The sequence below is a fragment of the Paraburkholderia unamae genome (assembly GCF_003096875.1).
GTDB classification, from domain to species: Bacteria; Pseudomonadota; Gammaproteobacteria; order Burkholderiales; family Burkholderiaceae; genus Paraburkholderia; species Paraburkholderia unamae.
Genome location: NZ_QEOB01000017.1, coordinates 79343 through 96750, shown reverse-complemented (window position 1 = coordinate 96750; position 17408 = coordinate 79343). Strand labels below are relative to the sequence as shown.

The 17408-nt window shown below is 64.8% G+C and carries 15 protein-coding genes; 7 read left to right on the top strand and 8 right to left on the bottom strand.

The features are described 5' to 3' along the window. The first annotated feature begins 5 nt into the window (after nucleotides 1–5). On the top strand, nucleotides 6–797 hold the full coding sequence (locus C7402_RS31060) for an enoyl-CoA hydratase/isomerase family protein (protein WP_112173733.1): 792 nt from the start codon (nucleotides 6–8) through the stop codon (nucleotides 795–797). A gap of 259 nt (nucleotides 798–1056) precedes the next feature. Here the strand turns inward: C7402_RS31060 and C7402_RS31055 are convergent, their stop codons facing one another. The 8 genes from C7402_RS31055 to C7402_RS31020 all read right to left on the bottom strand — a co-directional run bounded on the left by C7402_RS31055 (nucleotide 1057) and on the right by C7402_RS31020 (nucleotide 10934). Next, nucleotides 1057–1806, bottom strand: a complete 750-nt coding sequence (locus C7402_RS31055) for a 2-oxo acid dehydrogenase subunit E2 (protein WP_112173732.1) — start codon at nucleotides 1804–1806, stop codon at nucleotides 1057–1059. Nucleotides 1807–1827: 21 nt separating this feature from the next. Beyond that, nucleotides 1828–2058: a biotin/lipoyl-containing protein gene (locus C7402_RS31050; RefSeq protein ID WP_112173731.1), complete on the bottom strand. Its 231-nt coding sequence runs from the start codon at nucleotides 2056–2058 to the stop codon at nucleotides 1828–1830. Between the two features lie 26 nt (nucleotides 2059–2084). Further along, the gene (locus C7402_RS31045) at nucleotides 2085–3077 is read right to left on the bottom strand and encodes an alpha-ketoacid dehydrogenase subunit beta (RefSeq protein WP_116613364.1); all 993 of its coding nucleotides are present in this window, start codon (nucleotides 3075–3077) and stop codon (nucleotides 2085–2087) included. Continuing rightward, a complete protein-coding gene (locus C7402_RS31040) occupies nucleotides 3074–4006 on the bottom strand; it encodes a thiamine pyrophosphate-dependent dehydrogenase E1 component subunit alpha (RefSeq protein WP_208949033.1) in 933 nt (310 codons plus the stop codon). The genes C7402_RS31045 and C7402_RS31040 overlap by 4 nt, the downstream gene beginning before the upstream one ends. A gap of 53 nt (nucleotides 4007–4059) precedes the next feature. Next, nucleotides 4060–6513, bottom strand: coding sequence for an efflux RND transporter permease subunit (locus tag C7402_RS31035; RefSeq protein ID WP_244314980.1), 2454 nt, complete (start codon nucleotides 6511–6513; stop codon nucleotides 4060–4062). Nucleotides 6514–6543: 30 nt separating this feature from the next. Further along, nucleotides 6544–7629 (bottom strand): WD40/YVTN/BNR-like repeat-containing protein, encoded by a 1086-nt coding sequence (locus C7402_RS31030; RefSeq protein WP_116613363.1) that lies wholly within the window; start codon nucleotides 7627–7629, stop codon nucleotides 6544–6546. A gap of 198 nt (nucleotides 7630–7827) precedes the next feature. Next, on the bottom strand, nucleotides 7828–9204 hold the full coding sequence (locus C7402_RS31025; RefSeq protein WP_112173728.1) for a DUF1329 domain-containing protein: 1377 nt from the start codon (nucleotides 9202–9204) through the stop codon (nucleotides 7828–7830). Between the two features lie 20 nt (nucleotides 9205–9224). Beyond that, nucleotides 9225–10934 (bottom strand): DUF1302 domain-containing protein, encoded by a 1710-nt coding sequence (locus tag C7402_RS31020; protein WP_116613362.1) that lies wholly within the window; start codon nucleotides 10932–10934, stop codon nucleotides 9225–9227. A gap of 516 nt (nucleotides 10935–11450) precedes the next feature. Here C7402_RS31020 and C7402_RS31015 point away from each other — a divergent pair. The 6 genes from C7402_RS31015 (at nucleotide 11451) to C7402_RS30990 (ending at nucleotide 17389) form a co-directional block, all read left to right on the top strand. Then, the gene (locus tag C7402_RS31015) at nucleotides 11451–12446 is read left to right on the top strand and encodes a DUF7064 domain-containing protein (protein WP_116613361.1); all 996 of its coding nucleotides are present in this window, start codon (nucleotides 11451–11453) and stop codon (nucleotides 12444–12446) included. A 299-nt stretch (nucleotides 12447–12745) separates the two neighbouring features. Next, nucleotides 12746–13849, top strand: coding sequence for a Gfo/Idh/MocA family protein (locus C7402_RS31010; RefSeq protein WP_116613360.1), 1104 nt, complete (start codon nucleotides 12746–12748; stop codon nucleotides 13847–13849). A 71-nt stretch (nucleotides 13850–13920) separates the two neighbouring features. Then, nucleotides 13921–14757 (top strand): SDR family NAD(P)-dependent oxidoreductase, encoded by an 837-nt coding sequence (locus C7402_RS31005; RefSeq protein ID WP_116613359.1) that lies wholly within the window; start codon nucleotides 13921–13923, stop codon nucleotides 14755–14757. 61 nt (nucleotides 14758–14818) lie between these two features. Further along, entirely contained in the window at nucleotides 14819–15454 is a 636-nt protein-coding gene (locus C7402_RS31000) for a flavodoxin family protein (protein WP_116613358.1), read from the top strand. Nucleotides 15455–15471: 17 nt separating this feature from the next. Then, the gene (locus tag C7402_RS30995) at nucleotides 15472–16533 is read left to right on the top strand and encodes a DUF7064 domain-containing protein (RefSeq protein ID WP_116613357.1); all 1062 of its coding nucleotides are present in this window, start codon (nucleotides 15472–15474) and stop codon (nucleotides 16531–16533) included. A gap of 82 nt (nucleotides 16534–16615) precedes the next feature. Next, nucleotides 16616–17389: a glucose 1-dehydrogenase gene (locus C7402_RS30990; protein WP_208949032.1), complete on the top strand. Its 774-nt coding sequence runs from the start codon at nucleotides 16616–16618 to the stop codon at nucleotides 17387–17389. Nucleotides 17390–17408: the final 19 nt, after the last annotated feature.

Genomic DNA, 17408 nt, shown 5'->3' with positions numbered 1-17408 from the left:
TCACCATGACTACCCAGATCACCTATGACGTGGCCGGCCGCGTCGCCACCATCACGCTCAATCGTCCCGACGCGCGCAATGCGCTGAGCCCCGAACTCACGGGCGAACTGATTCGACTCGTGCGCCTGGCCGATAGCGAGCGCGACGTCAAATGCATCCTGCTGCGCGGCGAGGGCGCGCACTTCTGCGGCGGCGGCGACGTCAAGAGCTTCCACGAGCCCCTGACGCTGCCGCCCGACGAACGCTACGACGTGTTCGAGCGCCGCCTGATGGTGGGCAACCGGCTGCCCCAAGTGCTGCTCGATTGCAGCAAGCCGATTGTCGTGGCCACGCGCGGCTCCGTGGCCGGTGCGGGCGTGGCCCTGTGCCTCGCCGCGGATTTCGTGATTTGCGGCAGCAGCAGCTATTTTCTCGCCGCACATGTGCTGATTGGTCTGAGCCTGGACTGCGGGTTGAGCGGGCTGCTCGTGGGGGCGATGGGCGTGAAAGCGGCCAAGCGCCTTGCCCTGCTCGGCGAGCGCATCGACGCGCACGAGGCGCTCGAACTTGGCGTCGTCACGCGCGTCGTTGCCGACGAGGAACTGGACGACAAGGTGAGCGAACTGACCGCGCGTCTTGCCGCCGGACCGTCGGTGGCAATGGCGGGCACCAAGCGGCTTTTGAACAGCGCGGCCTATCCTGACTTTTCGCGCCTGCTCGCCATGGAGGCCGATGCGGTGGCGCGTTGCGCGCAAAGCACCGACTTCGGCAACGGCGTCACCGCCATGCTCTCGCGCAGCGGCGCGAAGTTCGACTGAGCGCCTGAGCGGCGCGGCGCGAGCGTTTTCATTTGACGACGCTCGCGCCGCACACCGGCCACACACCAACCGCCCGGCTCGCCGCCTTCACCATCTCCTCGATAACCTGCTTCGCATCGCCGAACACCATCTCTCCGGCGTCGCTGCAACGCGGGTTTCGTTCGCCCGCGTGGCCGCGGGCACTCCGATGTGCATGGGAATATACGCAAGGTAAAGGCAGGCGCCGTCGGCGCGGGCCGCTACAGCGCCGGGGCGACACTCAGAGAAGCGGGAAGCTCTCCGGCTTCGCCAGCATGTCGGCGAGATGCGCCGCGAAGCGCGCCACGTCGGCGCCATTCAGCACGCGGTGGTCGTAGCTCAGCGACAACGGCAGCATGAGCCGCCAGCTCATGCCGTCGCCTTCGCGCTGCGGCTTCCACTGCGCGCGCATCACGCCGAGTATCGCCACCTCGGGCGCGTTCACGATAGGCGTGAAGCCCGTCCCGCCGATATGGCCGAGCGAGCTGACGGTCATGCAGCCGCCCACCATGTCCGCCATCGGCAGGCCCTTGTCGCGCGCCCGCGCACCGAGCGCGGCGATCCCGGACGCAAGCTCGACCACGCTCTTGCGCTCGCAGTCGCGCACCACGGGCACGATCAAGCCCTTCGGCGTATCCACGGCGAAGCCGACGTGGAAGTACTTCTTGAGCACGAGGGTTTGCCCGTCCGCGTCGAGCGAGGCATTGAACGCCGGAAAGCGCGCCAGTCCCGCCGCCACCGCCTTGATGAGGAACGGCAGCAGCGTGACCTTGACGCCCGACTCCTCGCTCAGGCGCTTGCGCACGGGTTCGAGCGCCGTGATATCGGCCTCGTCCTGGTGGGTGACATGCGGTATCGTCACCCAGTTGCGCGCGAGATAACCCGCGCCGAGCTTCTGGATGCGCGACAGCGGGACCGTTTCGATTTCACCGAACGCGGCGTAATCGACATCGGGCCACGGCGGCAAGGCGAGTTCAAGTGTGTGGCTCATTGCGAACTCCCGTTCCGAGGCTCAACCGATTTCGGCCAGCAGATCGCCGACCTTGTAAAGCTCGCCGATCGCGCCATGTATCTTGAGCTTGCCGCTTGCGGGCGCGGGAATCTCCTGCACCGACTTGTCGCTTTCCAGCGCGTAGAGCGGCTGCCCCTCGGCCACGTCCGCGCCGTCGGCCGCGAGCCACTCGGCGAGCGTGCCCTCTTCCATCGAGAAGCCGATCTTCGGAAAAAGAACTTGTGTAGTCACACTAACCCCTGCGTCGATAAAGTGATTCAATCCAGCGTCGAACGAATGGCGGCTTCGATCTGGTCCTGCCCAGGAACGAACGCGGCCTCCAGCGGCTTGGCGAACGGCACGGGGCAAAACGCCGAAGCGACCCGGCGCACCGGCGCCTTGAGCTGGCCAAAGAGTGCTTCCTGAATGCACGCGGCCACCTCGGCGCCCACGCCGAAGTTCTTGACCGCCTCGTGGACGATCACGGCGCGGCGCGTCTTCGCCACCGAATTGAGGATGGTTTCGGTATCGAGCGGCGAGATCGTGCGCAGATCGATCACTTCCACGCTGACGCCTTCCTTCGCGAACTTTTCGGCAACGGCGCTGATGTCAGCCACCTGGCGGCTGTAGCCGATCACGGTCACGTCGCCGCCCTCGCGCACGATGTTGGCCTTGCCGAGCGCAATGCGCCGGCCCGGCACGGGCGGCTCGCCGGGCGTCCAGTAGCTCACCATGTTCTCGACGAAAATGCAGGGGTCCTCATCGTCGATGCAGGAGAGCAGCAGGCCATAGGCGTCCGCGGGCGTAGAGGGCACGACGACCTTGAGCCCCGCCGTGTGCGCGAACCACGCCTCCAGAAAGTCCGAGTGCTGGCCGCCCGTGCTGAAGCCCGCGCCCGTCATGGTGCGGATCGTGAGCGGCACGCTGGTCTGTCCGCCCGACATGAAACGCAGCTTGGCGGCGTGATTGGTGATCATGTCCATCGCCACTGCGGTGAAGTTCATCAGCATGATCTCCGCCACCGGACGCATGCCCGCGATCGACGCGCCGATGGCCGCGCCCACGATCGCCTGCTCCGAGATCGGCGTCGAGCGCACGCGGCTCGCGCCGTGCTTCGTGGAGAGTCCCTTGGTCACCCCCACCACGCCGCCTTCCTCGCGATCGGCCACATCCTCGCCGAACACCAGCACGCGCGGGTCCTCGGCCAGCGCGTGATCCAGCGCCAGATTGATCGCCTGGATCGTATTCACGTTCTTCGTTGCCTCGCTCATGCTGTGAGCTCCTGTGCGTAGACGTCCCGTTTCAGCTCGGCCACGTCGGGATACGGACTCGACATCGCGAACTCGAGCGCCTCGTTGATCTCGCTCTCGACCTGCGCTTCGATGGCAGCCAGTTCCGGCTCCGTGGCATGTTCGCGCTCGATGAGCCACGTGCGAAACGCCGGCACCGGATCGCGCTCCATGGCTGCGGCCTTCTCCGTCGGCTCCATATAGCCGTCCGCGTCGCCGAATACGTGGCCGTGAAAGCGGAAAGTCATCGCTTCGATGAGCGTCGGTCCCTCGCCCGCACGCGCACGCGCCACGGCGTCGCGCGCCGCGCTCCACATGGCGACGGGATCGTTGCCGTCCACGCGCACGCCCGGCATCGAATACGCCACGGCGCGATCGGCGATGCGCGCGGCCGCCGTGCCCACTTCGTACTTCGTATGTTCGGCATACTGATTGTTCTGGCACACGAAGATCACGGGCAGCTTCCACACCGCGGCCAGATTGAGCGCCTCGTGAAACGCGCCGATATTGCTCGCGCCGTCGCCGAAGTAGGCCACGCTCACGCGCGACTCGCCGCGCACCTGCGCGGCGAGCGCCAGGCCGTTGGCGATGGGCATGCTGCTGCCCACAATGCCGGTGGTCACCATCACGCCGCTTTCCGGGTGCGTGATGTGCATCGGCCCGCCCTTGCCTTTGCAGGTGCCGGTGGCCTTGCCCGCGAATTCCGCCCACAGCAGCTTCGTCGGCACGCCCTTGGCCAGCATGTCGTGCATGCCGCGATAGATCGTGCACACGTAGTCTTCGTTGGTGAGATGCACGGAAACCGCCGAGGGGATCACCTCCTGGCCGCGCGGCGAGTAATACGGCAAGACGAGCTTGCCGGATTTGATGACCGAGCGGAACCGTTCGTCGTTCTGCTTTATCAAGGTCATCTTCCGGTACATCTCCACCAGCGTCTTTCTATCCGGTCCCGCTTGTCGATTCATCATTGTCCTCCCAGTCCATCCAGTTGAACGACCGCCGTCGTCTGTCTTTGCCGAACGCCGCGCAGCAGGAACCACGAGAGCGCCGGAATCAGCACGAGGGCGCCCACCATGTTCCAGAGGAACATGAACGTGAGCATGATCCCCATGTCGGCCTGAAACTTGATCGGCGACCAGGCCCACGTCACCACGCCCGCCGCGAGCGTCACGCCCACGAGCCCCACCACCTTGCCGGTGAATCCCAGCGCTTTCTTGTAGGCCTGCGAAAGACTCAGGCCCAGGCGCTGCTGCGCGAGCTGCACGCTCAGCAGATACAGCGCATAGTCAACGCCGATGCCCACGCCCAGCGCCACCACCGGCAGCGTCGCCACCTTCACGCCGATGCCGAGCGCCGCCATCACGGCTTCGGCCAGCAGCGACGTGAGCGCGAGCGGCAGCACCGCCACCACCACCGCGCGCCAGTTGCGGAACGTGATCGCGCACAGCAGGATCACCGCGCCGTACACGTACAGCAGCATCGTGTGATTCGCCTCGTTCACGACGATGTTCGTCGCGGCGTCCACGCCCGCGTTGCCCGCAGCGAGCAGGAACTTGCGCTCGCTCGTGTCGTGGCGCGCCGCGAAGTCGCTCGCCGCCTGGATCACGCGGTCGAGCGTCTCGGCCTTGTGGTCGGACAGATAGGCGATGACGGGCAGCAGCGTGCAATCGCCGTTCAGGTACTCGGAGTTCCACGCCACCGCGTTATTGACCTGCGGGTCGATCAGGCTCTGACTCTCGCTGATCGTCATCCACTTCGGGTTGCCGTCGAACGAGCCCATGGTGTACGAGCGAATCGTGTCAGCCAGCGACGTAGTGCGTTGCACACCCGGCACCTGCGCGAGCGTCCACGCCAGGCGGTCGGCTTCCGTGAGGTTCTCGAAGGTGCCGCATTTACCGGCGGGCGTCTTGACCATCACGGCGAGTTCGTCGCTCGAAATGCCGTAGTGGCTCGTGATGAACGCGTTGTCGAGGTTGTAGCGCGAGTTGGGCCGCAATTCGGGCGCGCCGGCATCGAGGTCGCCCACTTTCAGCTTCATGCCGCCCACGTAGCCCACGCCGCCCAGTATCACGGCCAGCACGACCGCGCCGATCGCCCAGCGCTTTTCCGTGAAGCGCTCGAGCACGGTCCAGATGCGGCCCATGCCCTTGCCGCGCGCCTCGTCCTGATCCTGCGCGAGCGCGCGCAGCGCCGCCTTCTTGCTCACGCCCACATACGAAAGCAGCACCGGCAGCAGGATGAGGTTCGTGAAGATCAGCACGCCCACGCCGAGGCTCGCGGTCAGTGCCAGTTCGCGAATCACGGGAATGTCGATCACGGTCAGCACCGCGAAGCCCACGGCGTCGGCGAGCAGCGCCGTCATGCCCGCGAAGAACAGACGCCGATAGGTGTAGCGCGCCGCCACCCACTTGTGCGTGCCGCGGCCGACGTCGTGCATGATGCCGTTCATCTTCTGCGCGCCATGCGACACGCCGATCGCGAACACGAGGAACGGCACGAGGATCGAGAACGGATCGAGTTCGCGCCCGAGCATCGATACCATGCCGAGTTGCCAGACCACGGCGATCAACGAGCACGCGACGACCAGCACGGTGCTGCGCACGCAGCGCGTGAACAGAAAGATGATGATCGTCGCGACCGCGGCTGCGGCGACGAAGAAGTACATCACCTCGCCCAGGCCCTGAATCAGATCGCCCACGAGCTTCGCGAACCCGATGACATGCACGCGCACGAGCGGCTTGCCGTCGGGCCCGAGCTTGCTGTATTTCGCGCGGATCTCGTCGAGCGCGACCGACAGCGCGTGATAGTCCACGCGCTTGCCTTCGGCGCCGTCACCGAGCAGCGGCACGATGATCATGCTCGAACGGTAATCGTTCGAAACGAGGCTGCCCACCACGCCCGCGCGCGCGATGTTGATGCGCAACTGCTCGATCGACTGGGGCGACCCGTTGAACGTGTCGGGCAACACCGGCCCGCCGACGAAGCCGTCTTCCGTGACCTCGGTCCAGCGCACGACCGGCGTGAAGATGGACTTCATCCACGCACGGTTCACGCCCGGCAGCAGGAAGATTTCGTCATTGATCTTCGCGAGCGCGTCGAGATACGCCGGGTCGAAGATATCGCCCCGAGGATTCTCCACGGCCACGCGAAACGTGTCGCCGAGGCCGCGCAACTCCCCACGGTTCTCCAGGAAATTCTTGATGTACGGGTGGGCGTGCGGCAGCATCTTGTCGTAGCTCGCGCCCACGACCAGCCCACGCAACTGGAATCCGAAAAACAGAGTGAGGAAGATGCAGCCGGCCACCACCCAGATTCTGTGGTTGAAAATGAGCCGCTCCAGCAAATTCCCTGACTTCTGGTCGAAATCTTTGGGGTCCGAAACGACCGCCATCGACTCGTCGCTGCCTGTTGTCACCATGATGTCTATGCCTTCTTTAGCGGGATTCGATCAATTCGCACCGCGTGTCGCCGCGCGGTCCGCTTCGGGCAATGCCTCCACCCGCACGCCGCGCGAACCCGCGAGCGCGATGTTGCCGTCCGGTGCGTCTCCAACGCCGTAATAGGCCATCGGGTGGGGCAGCTTGACGGTCTCAAAGCTTTTGCCGTCGTCGCCGGTATAGAGCACCGTGCCCGCCTGGTTGACGAGCAGCATGCGGCCCGGCCCGAGCGCCATGCCGCCCGTGATGCCCGCCTCGCTCGGCACCTTGACCTTTTCCCAGGTCCGGCCGCTGTCCGCGCTATGAAACAGGCTGCCGCGCATGCCGAACACGAAGATGTCCGCGCCGGAAAGCACCGAGCCGAACAGCGTGCCCTTATAGGGCGTCTGGATCGGTTCGAAATGCGTGCGCGTCACGTCGAGTTGCCAGACCATCCCCTGTTCGCCCGTCAACAGCACGCGGCCGTTCTCGCCCCGAATTGAATAGAAGTGCAGTTCCCGCGGATTGCCCGAGCGCTCCATCCACGGCGTCCAGGTGTTGCCACCGTCCTCCGTGCGATAGATGCGGTTGAAGGTGCCGACGACAAAGCCGCTCGTTTCGCTGTCGAAATACACGTCGAGCAAGGCGCGCGTGCTGCCGTCCGTCGCGAGTGTCTGCGCCTGGTTCAGCGCGCGCTTCGTCTCGGGCGACGCATTGGTCTGCTGAAGCTTGCCGTAGTAGCTCACCGCCAGCGCGGAGAAGCGTTCGCCGTCCATCTGCTTGGTCCACGTGGCGCCGCCGTCCACGCTGTGAATCACGATCCCGCCGTGCCCCACGGCCCAGCCCTGCTGCGCCGTGGGAAACGACACCGCCACCAGATCCGTGCTGACCGGCACGCTCGCCTGCCGCCAGCTTTTTCCTTCGTCATCCGAATAAACGATATGCCCGCGCAAGCCCACCGCGACAATGCGCTTGCCCGCACGCGCCGTGCCGATCAGCGGCGAGCGCGCCGCCAGCGTGCTCGACATCGCGGGCGTGCGCTCCGGATTCTCGAATGCGTGCGCGGGCGCGGCCGCCAGCAGCGCCGCAACACACGCCCCGACGGCGCTGCCCCACATCGTGCGACGGCCGCGCGCCGCCCTGCAAACGCTGCGAAGACTCTCAAGTAATAGCACTGTGCACCTCATAGCCCAAAACATTGCGCTCGTTCATGTACGTCGCTCGCGACGGCGCGGCGCTGCCCCATCCGTCGCGGCAAGAGAGCGGACGCTCATTCGTGTGCTGACTTCGCGAGAGCCCACTCGTACAGCCGGAAGCTAGTTGATCCCTTCCCCGGCCAGCGCCTCGGGGCTGTAGAACACATCGGGCTTCGGTTCGACCGGCCAGAACCCGGCGCCCGGTGCGCCCGCCGTACCCTGCATCACGTACTCGCCGGTGATCAGGTCGAGATTGACGACCGAGCCGTCGTTGCCGCCGTCCTTTTCCCAGTACGTATAGAAGGTGTTGAACGCGCCGCGATACAGCTTGCCGGAGGCGTCATAGGCTTCCTGGATGCCCGCGCCGTAACCGTCCTCATCGAAATAGAACGTGCGTCGATGGTAGATATGGCGGAATTGCGGCTTGAGCGTCGAGTCCACCACCCACACGCGGTGCAGTTCCCAACGGATGCAGTCGGGGTTCGGGAAGTGCTTGGTCGAAACCAGCTTGTCCTCCGGGCAGGTCTTGTAGTCGGTCGCGCCATAGGTGTTGTAGGCGAGGAACTTCTCCGACTTGCCGATGAGCTTGAAGTCGAAACGGTCCATCGCGCCGAGGAACAGCTTCGCGTCGTCCACCGTGCCGACGCCGCCGTTGGTCGGCGACGGCGTGTCGTACGCGAGGTCCGGCGCGAGCTTCACACGCCGCTGGCCCGGCAGATACTGGTAGGCGCGCTGGCCGATGTTGACCTGGTCGACCGCGTTCACGAGGATCAGCTTCTGGCCGTTCGCGCGCGCCGGCGCGTAGTCGTCGAGGCGCACGCGCCAGTAGACGTCCTTGCCGTCAAGCGGCGTGGTGCGCTTCGGATCGTAGATCGGAAACGCCTCGAAGCCATGGGATGCGCTCGCGAGGTACGCGCTGCCATTGGGCGGAACGTGCCACGTGCGCTGGTTTTCGGCGTTGGTCGGGGTGCCGTAGAACAGCAGGTGGTTCCACATCACCTCCTTGCCCGTCTTGGGCAGCGGAAACGGAATACCCGCATAGCAACCGTCGAGACGCAGTTCGTTGTCCACCGCCTTGCACGACGTCGCGTTCTTCAACGTGTTGTCGATCACGTACTTCGGGAACACCATCGTGCGGTGCGACGGGTACACGTCCATGCGATAGTCCGGGTACTTCTTGAACATCTCCTTTTGCAGCTCGGTCAGCTTGTCCGCATAGGTCTGCCAGTTCTGCGCGTTGATCGAGAAAAGCGGCTTCTCGTGGAACGGGTCCGGACGGCGGCCCGGTTGCTTCGGATCCCAGTCGGCCGGCGGCGCGATGCCCTTGCCGTCGTACTCCGGAATCGAGCCGTCCTTGCTGGCCGCTTTTTCCGCGCCGAAACTGGTGAGCGTGGCGCCGCCCAGCTGCTTTGCGTCGTCCGCGCTCACCGCGGCGAAGGCTTGCCCCGCGAACGCCAGTGCAAGTACGGTGGGCACGAATCGAATGGTGCGAATCATGTTGCGTCTCCTGATGATGCCTAGAATTTGCCCTCGAGTGTCAACGACACCCAGTTGCGGTCCCAATACTTCCCGAGGCTCGAATTGCTGAACGAGGCGGCGCCGAGGCTGTCGTTGCTATGCAAGGCAAGGAAGCCGTTGTACTTCAGCGACACCGTGTACTGCTGCTGGATATCGAGGCTCAAGCCAATGCTGTACGAGCCTTGGCCCTGGTTGTCGCCGAACATGACCGGCGAATTGCCGCTCAGTCCGACGCCAACGAACAGCGGCATGCTGAGGTTCATGCCCGGCCCGACGCCGTACCAGATCGGCATGAACTGAACCGCGATGCCCACTGCGTTCCGGGTCGGGCAGCCGTGGTGCGTCGCCACGCCGTCCGAACCGCAGTTCTGCGCAAGACCGTAATAGAGGCTGTACGGGTCATGCGTCACCTTCTGCAATCCTGCGTAATTCACTTCGGCCGTGAACGTCGCCGAGTCGAAAATCGGTGTCTTGCCGACGAACGCCACCATGTTCGCCACCGCCGTGAACACGTCGCCGCGCGGAATCCAGTCAGCTCCCGAGAGGTTCTGCTGGATCACGTTGGCGAACGGATAAGCGGAAAGCTCGGCGTTGGTGCGGTAAGTCAGGTCCGAGCCGAACGAGATGCCGGCAATCTGCTTGGACAAGCTGAAGGCGAACATCCGTTCACGCGGCGCGTTGTAGTTCAGGCCCACGTTGAGCACGCCGTTCGACACGCCGTCGATCACCATCTGCGGGAAGGTGGTCGTGTACTCGCGATAGTAGAAACCGGCGGTGCCGTCGAGCCACTCCGGGTGCCACTTGAGCGCGATGCCGAAGTCGCCTGTCTGATGGTCGGGGTTCTGCTTGCCCACGAAGTTGGTCGGCACACCGAGAATCGGCACCACCGTCCCGCCGCCCAGCGTGAAGAAGTCCGCCGGACCGAAATAGGTGCCGCCGTCGGGCAGATGCGACGCCTGCCAGTCGAAGAAGTATTGGCCCGCCAGCGTGAGGTTATAAGGAAGCGCGGCGGAGAACGAGATCTGCGGGCGCGGGAGGAACAGTTCCTGGGCCTGCGCGCCGGGGTCGGTCATGGCCTTGCGGATATCGACCGGTCCCTGGTTGTACGCCACGCCGCACACGAAGCAGAAGAGCGACTCGCCCCAGTAGATTTCGTGCTGACCGAGCTTCACGCTGATCGGCACGCTGCCGATATTGAACTTCGTGAACGCGAAGGCGTCGAGCAGTTGCCCGGAAGGCCCGTTGTTCCAGCGGTCGATATAGCTCGTGTACTTGTTGTTCGGAAACGCGTTGATCCCTTGCGAGAGGAAGAAGGGATCGCCCGAGGGGCCGCCCGCATACGCGAAGTCGTACCAGCCCGTGCCGCTCACCCGAACGCCGGTGTCGTTCTTGTAGATGACGTTGAGTTCCGACACGAGGTCGATACGGTTCTGAACGATATCGCCCGCCTTGGCGAACTTCGAGTCGGACTGGTGCGCGGTCACGTCACCGGCACCCTTGCCGTTGCCGCAAATGTTGGGATCGCAATCCTCGGCGCGAATGCCCAGGTTGTATCGCACCGTGTTGTCCCACTGGACCGTGAGGTCCGGAATGCCGGTGTCGAACTGCCACGCGCGCGCCACGCCCGGCAGCGCGCAAATCGTAACGACACTGAGCGCCAGCACCGCACGCCAGAATCTGTGGAACTCGCTCCTAGTCTCCTCCGCCATTTGCGTATCGTCTCCATGTGTATGTTATGTGTGGCCCGAAGCTGACCTGTCTTGCGCCGCCTGGACCTTTCTCTTTCACAACCGGTACCCTTTTTCGCCACCGTGTTCGTATGCTGGCATACCGTTCTCATGCAGTCAATAATTTTTCAAACACGCTTTTTGGATGACTGTTTCCCGGCGGGTTGAGCGTGCGGCAGAGATCCTCATCGCCGTTGACGTGTTGCGCGGCGCTTACGACAGGAGGCCCGGAGATACGCTGGAATCAATGCTGGAATAAGCGCTGTGCGGTTGTGCCGTCGCGCAGACACCGTGGTAGTGGTGGGGATTGACGATGTCGCGGAGGACAGGTAATGTCGGCCACGATCATCTAGTATTGATGAATACGTTATACAAGCATTATTAACGTGAACACCCGCAGTGCCGGCCGCCGCGCCCGTGGTTTGCCGCGCGCATGCACGGCTTGTCCGCGGCTGGCGCAGGCTGGCATTCTGCTCACTACCGAATCAGGAGAAAATCGTGGCTGAAGACACAGACTGGAACAGCAACCTGGGCGGCGGCTTTGGCGTGCATACGCCGGCCGACGAGTTCTTCCACGGCACGGGGGAGCCCGGCGACACGTTGACCGAAACGTGGTACTGGAACTTCCATGTGCCCCAGGCCGCGATCAACTGCTTCGCGTATTGCTGGGTGCACCCCAACCTCAAGGTCGTCACCGCCGGCCTGATGATTTTCAAGGGCCACAAGCAGCAGCACCTCGAATGCGAGCTGTTCGAGTTCCGCGACTACATGGCCTCGGCCGTGATCGGCGACGGGCACGATATCCAGTTGCCCAACGGCTTTCGCGCTCAGGTGATCGTGCCCACGGAGCACGTGCGGCTCACGTTCGACGACCCGGTACGCGAGACGTCGTTCGACGTCGAACTGAAGGCAACCGACCGGCCCGTCATGCGCGCCAACGGCAAACACTTCGAGCAGGTCATGCACGCAACCGGCACGCTCGTGCTGCGCGGCGAACGCCATGCAGTCGACTGCTACCCGGTGCGCGACCGCTCGTGGGGCGAGCAGCGACCGGAGGCGCATGCACCGGTGCCGCCTTATACGTGGGTGACCGGTGCGTTCGGCGCCGACTTCGCGTTCTGCGTCGGCTCGCACGACGACCCCGCGAGAAACCCCGACTGGATCGGCAAGTTCGAGCCTCCTGCCGGTATCTTCAAGGACGGCTGGGTGGTCGTGCGCGGCGAGCAGCGCCGCATCGTGCGGGCATCGAAAATCACGCACCGGGAGTTTCCGCTGTGCCGGCCGCTCAGCCACGAGTACGAGTTCGAGGACAGCACCGGCGAGGTCTACCGGCTCACCGGCAAGGTCACCGCGCAAAGCAACTGGTCGGGCTGGTCGAACATGAACTGTCACGTCGGGCTCGTCGAATGGGACTGGAACGGCCAGACGGGTTGGGGCGAAACCCAGGAAGTTCAGTGGAACGACTACGTGTGGAAGATGAACCAGCCGGGTTGAACCGGCGCCACGCCGCGCGCGAAGTGCCGTGCAACAGCACACGGGCCTCGCGCGCTTGATCTCTCGCGCGCCTCGCGCAACTCACCCTCCACCGCTCGCGCGCGCTCGCGTAGTCCGGCATGCGACGGCGGCCGCATGGTCGCCGCCAACGGCGCAATCCCGCCACATTCTCCCCATACGGGTATACGAGAGCACAAGCCAGGTCGCGCTTACCGCGCAATTATTGTATTGTTGCATACCATATCTATTCATATTTATTCGCCGCCGCCAGCGGTGCGCGACACCCTGGGAACCGTTACATGACCCGCACAATCTCCGTCGGCATCATCGGGGCAAGTCCGGACCGCGGCTGGGCCGCGGTTGCGCACATCCCCGCGCTCAAGTCGATCCCCGACTTCGCCCTCACCGCGGTTTCGACGACCCGCGCGAGCACGGCCGCCGAATCCGCGCGCCAGTTCGGCGTTGCGCACGCGTTCGACAATCATCACGATCTCGTGACCTGCCCCGACGTCGATCTCGTCGTGGTCGCCGTGAAGGTGCCGCACCATTACGAACTCGTGAGCGCCGCGCTCGAAGCGGGCAAGGCCGTCTATTGCGAATGGCCGCTTGGCAATGGTCTCGCCGAAACCGCGGAACTGGCCGAACTGGCGCGTCGCAAAGGCCTGCATGCCGTGGTCGGTTTGCAGGCGCGCAGCGCGCCCGCCATCAATTATGTGCGCGACCTGATCCAGCAAGGCTACGTAGGCGAGGTGCTGTCCACCACCCTGATCGGCTCCGGCATGAACTGGGGGCCGGTCATGGAGCAGCCCAACGCCTACACCGGCGATATCCGCAACGGCGCGACCATGCTGACGATTCCGCTTGGCCATACCGTGGATGCGCTCTGCCACGTGCTGGGCGAAATCACCGAAGTCACGGCAACCGCGGCGAACCGCAACACGCGCTTCACCGTGGCCGAAACCGGCGAGGTGCTGCCGATGACCGCCCATGACCAGCTTTGCGTGACGGGCCTTCTCGGCAACGGCGCGGCGCTCGCCATTCACTATCGCGGCGGCGTCTCGCGCGGCACCAATCTGCTGTGGGAAATCAACGGCAGCGAAGGCGATATCCAGATCGTCTCGAACGGCGGCCACGCGCAAATGTTCGAGCTTTCGGTACTCGGCGCGCGCGGCGGAGAAACGGCATTGCAAGCGCTGCCTGTCCCCGGGCGCTACCGCTGGGCGCCGCCGCAACCCGCGCCGGGATTCTCCTTCAATGTCGCGCAGGCCTATGTCCGGCTCGCGCAAGACCTGCGCGACAGCACGCGGCTTTGTCCCACCTTCGACGACGCCGTGGTCCGTCACAAGCTGCTGCACGCCATCGAAACCGCCGCGCGCACCGGCGAGCGGCAGCGGGTGAATTGAACGACGCAAGCACTCAAGACATGGCGGGGCGATCAGCGCCCCACGGTAACAAGGACAACAAGGAGAACTGAATGAGTCGCACAGCATTGGTAGTCGGCGCGGCCGGCGGCATGGGCACCGAAGTGGTGAAGCAACTGGTGCAGCAGGGTTACGCCGTCACCGCGACAGTTTTGAACGACAACGAGGCCGCGCACCTGCGCGCAAGCGCGCCGGGCGTGAGCCGCACGCTCAAGCTCGATCTGGCCGACGCCGATCGCGTGCTCGACGACCTCAAGGCGCTTGCCCTGCCGTCGCTCGACGCGGTCGTGGTCTGCGCGGCGGTCGGCCCGACCGGGCCACTCGAAATCGCTTCGCTCGCGGGCCTGCGCCGCACGCTAGAAATCAACACCGTGGCGGCCGCCGCGATCTACCAGGCCTGCATGCCCGCGTTGCGCGCCGCCAAGGGCCGCCTCGTGCTCATCAGCTCGTTTGCCGGCAAGGTCGGCCTGCCGTTCCTCGGCCACTACGTCGCGTCGAAGCACGCGCTGGAAGGCATGGCCGACGTGATGCGCCGCGAAGCCAAGGCCGATGGCGTGGAAGTCGTCCTGATCGAGCCGGGCGGCGTGAAAACAGCCATGGTCACGGGGCAACTCGAGAGCGTGGCGCGCGATCGTGCGGCGCTCTCGCCCGAACACGCGGCACGCTTTGGCGCGTTCTACGACGGGTTTCTCGCCGTGGCGAACAAGTCGTGGGACACGATGCTCGACCCTTCCGTGATCGCCGACACCGTGCTGGCCGCGCTGCAAGCGGATTCGCCGCGGATTCGCTACCCCGTGGGCGACGACTCGCGCTTCCTTTGCGAAGTCGCACGCAAGACCGACCCGGAAATCGAAGCTATCGTGGCGAGCTTCATGGGCGGCGAGGCGTGACGTGCAGGGTGCGCATGCCGCGCGCCCGGCTATCTCCCTCCCATGCACGAAAGGCACGGTCATGAAAAAGGCGCTGCTCATCTATTACACGTTCACGGGCGAGGCGCAGCGCGTGGTGGAGCTGGCTTCGGGCGAACTCGCCCTTGCCGGCTACGAAGTCGCCACGGCGCGGGTCGATTTCGCCGACTCATCGTTGCGCCTGCAACGACCGCTTTCGCCTGCCGACGTCAAGCGCTGGACGCGAGCGGCGGCAGCGGGAGCGCGCCTTCCCGTCGTCGTGGAGCCGGAGCAGGCGCTTGGCGCGCGCTATGACCTGATCTGCCTCGTCTCCAACACGTGGCAGCACCATCCGTGCGTGCCGATCTGGTCGCTGCTCGCGCGCGCCGACATGCGCGCCACGCTACAGGCCACGGCGTTCGCGGTCTACGTGGTGTGCCGGCGTTCGTCGAAAAAGAATCTCGCGCTCATTCGCGAGGAGGCCGAGCAGCACGGCGGGCGTTTCGTCGGCGGCGAGCGTTTCGAGCACCACGGCAGCAATGTGGGAAGCCTGATTCGCACCATCACCTACCTGATGTCCTCCGGCGAGAGGATCGCGCGCTTTGTCGGCCTGCGCCTGCCCTTGCCGCCCTATGGTCTGTCCGAAGTCGCGCGGCAGCGCGTGGCGCGCTTCACGCGCCTCATCGTTGCCCGCGTGTGAACCCGGAGAACCCTTCGATGTGGAAACAAAGCGCTCACGCGGGCTGCGCACTCGCCTTCAGCGAGATCACGCCCGAGGACGATTTCCTTCATCCCGTGGCGCCCGATGCGCCCTTCACCAGCATTGAAACGAATCTCTACGGATTCAACATTCCGCACGAGGATATTCAGTGCAATATCTATCTGCTCTGGCATCCCGTGCTCAACACGATGTCGGCGCATATATTCGTTTATCAGGGTGCGCGCATTCTGCGCCATCAACTCGCCGCCGACTATTTCGTCGAGCATCAATATCTGCCCGCCGTGGCCGATATCCGCGACTATCGCCTGCAAATGGGCTCCTGCGAAATGCGGCTGCGAATCGACAAGCCGCTCGACCGTATCTCGATCGAAGTCGACGATCCGGCACGCGCATTCGCCCTGCGCCTGAACTATGAAGCCGCGTTGCCACCGGTGGGGCGGCCAGGCGGCAGGCACTTCACGCAGCTCATGAAAACGCGCGGCGAACTCACGCTCGACGCGAAGCGCCATGTGATCGACGGCTTCTATGTGCGCGACCGTTCGTGGGGTTATGCGCGCCCCGAGCAACCGGAACGCACGCCGCCCTACCGCTGGATCACGGGCTGGTTCGGCGCCGACTGCGCTTTCGTGCTCGCGTGGCTCGATACCGGCTTGCTGGAGAGCGAGGCATTCGGGCCGGGCTGGCACCAGAGCGTAGAAGGCCCCGACGGCAAAGGTATCAACAAGTGGGAGTCCGGCGGTCCCACACCCAGCCTGAACCTGCGTAGCGGCTGGTTCGCCGTGAACGGCGAACCTCGGCCCGTCGTGCGCATCGACGTGCGCACGCAGATCGACAACGAGAGCCTGGTCGTCAAGGCCATCGAAATCGATATCGAAGACGCATGCGGCGACATCCGCCACGTAGTGGGCGAAACGGTCTCGATGATTCCCAAGATGTACTGGCAGAACCTGCTCGTCCATATGCATTGCATGCGCTTGCGCTACGACGGGCGGCGCGGTGAGGGCGATCTCATGGACACCTGGTCCAATTTCCATATTCGCGAGGTGCAGGCGCGCTGAGGCCGCCGCGCGCTCCGCCTCACGCAAACGGTCTGTGCGCGCCAGATGCGCGCCGCCGTTGCGACCACCGACGAGGAATGCAATGACCGATAGCATCGAACAGTGGTTCACCGGCAAGGTCGCCCTGGTGACAGGCGCGGGTGACGGCATCGGGCGCGCGGCCGCCCTGCTTTTCGCGCGGCGCGGCGCGAGCGTCGTCGTCACCGACGTGCGCCGCGAACGCGCCGACGAAACGGCCGCCCTGATCGCCGAACTGGGCAAACCCGCGATTGCGCTGGATGGCGACGTCACGCACGACCAGGTCGTGGCCGACTTCGTGCGCGGCACGCTCGCGCGCTTCGGCCGCCTCGATTGCGCGTTCAATAACGCGGGCGTCGCGCTTTCCGGCGACGGCGAATGGTGCGAGGAAACCACGCGCAAAACCTTCGAAGTGAATCTCTTCGGCGTGATGGCCTGCCTGCGCCACGAAATTCCCGCGATGCTCACCAACGGCGGCGGCGCGATCGTCAATACCGCGTCGCTCGCGGGCTTCATTGCCTCGCGAACCTCGTTTCAACCCGCTTATACCGCGAGCAAGCATGCCGTCATCGGCGCGACGAAGTCGGCCGCGCTCCAGTATGCGCGGCAGAACCTTCGCGTCAACGCGCTGTGCCCCGGCGTCACGCGCACGGCGATGATCGAAGGAATCATGCAAACGTCGCCCCAGGTGCGCGAGATGCTCGAAAACCACTCGCCCATGGGACGCCTCGCCACGCCGGACGAAATGGCCGAAGCGGCTATCTGGCTCTGTTCGGACAAGGCGAGCTTCGTGAACGGCCATGCGCTCGTCGTCGACGGCGGCAGCCTCGCCGAATAGACGCACATTCATCGAATTC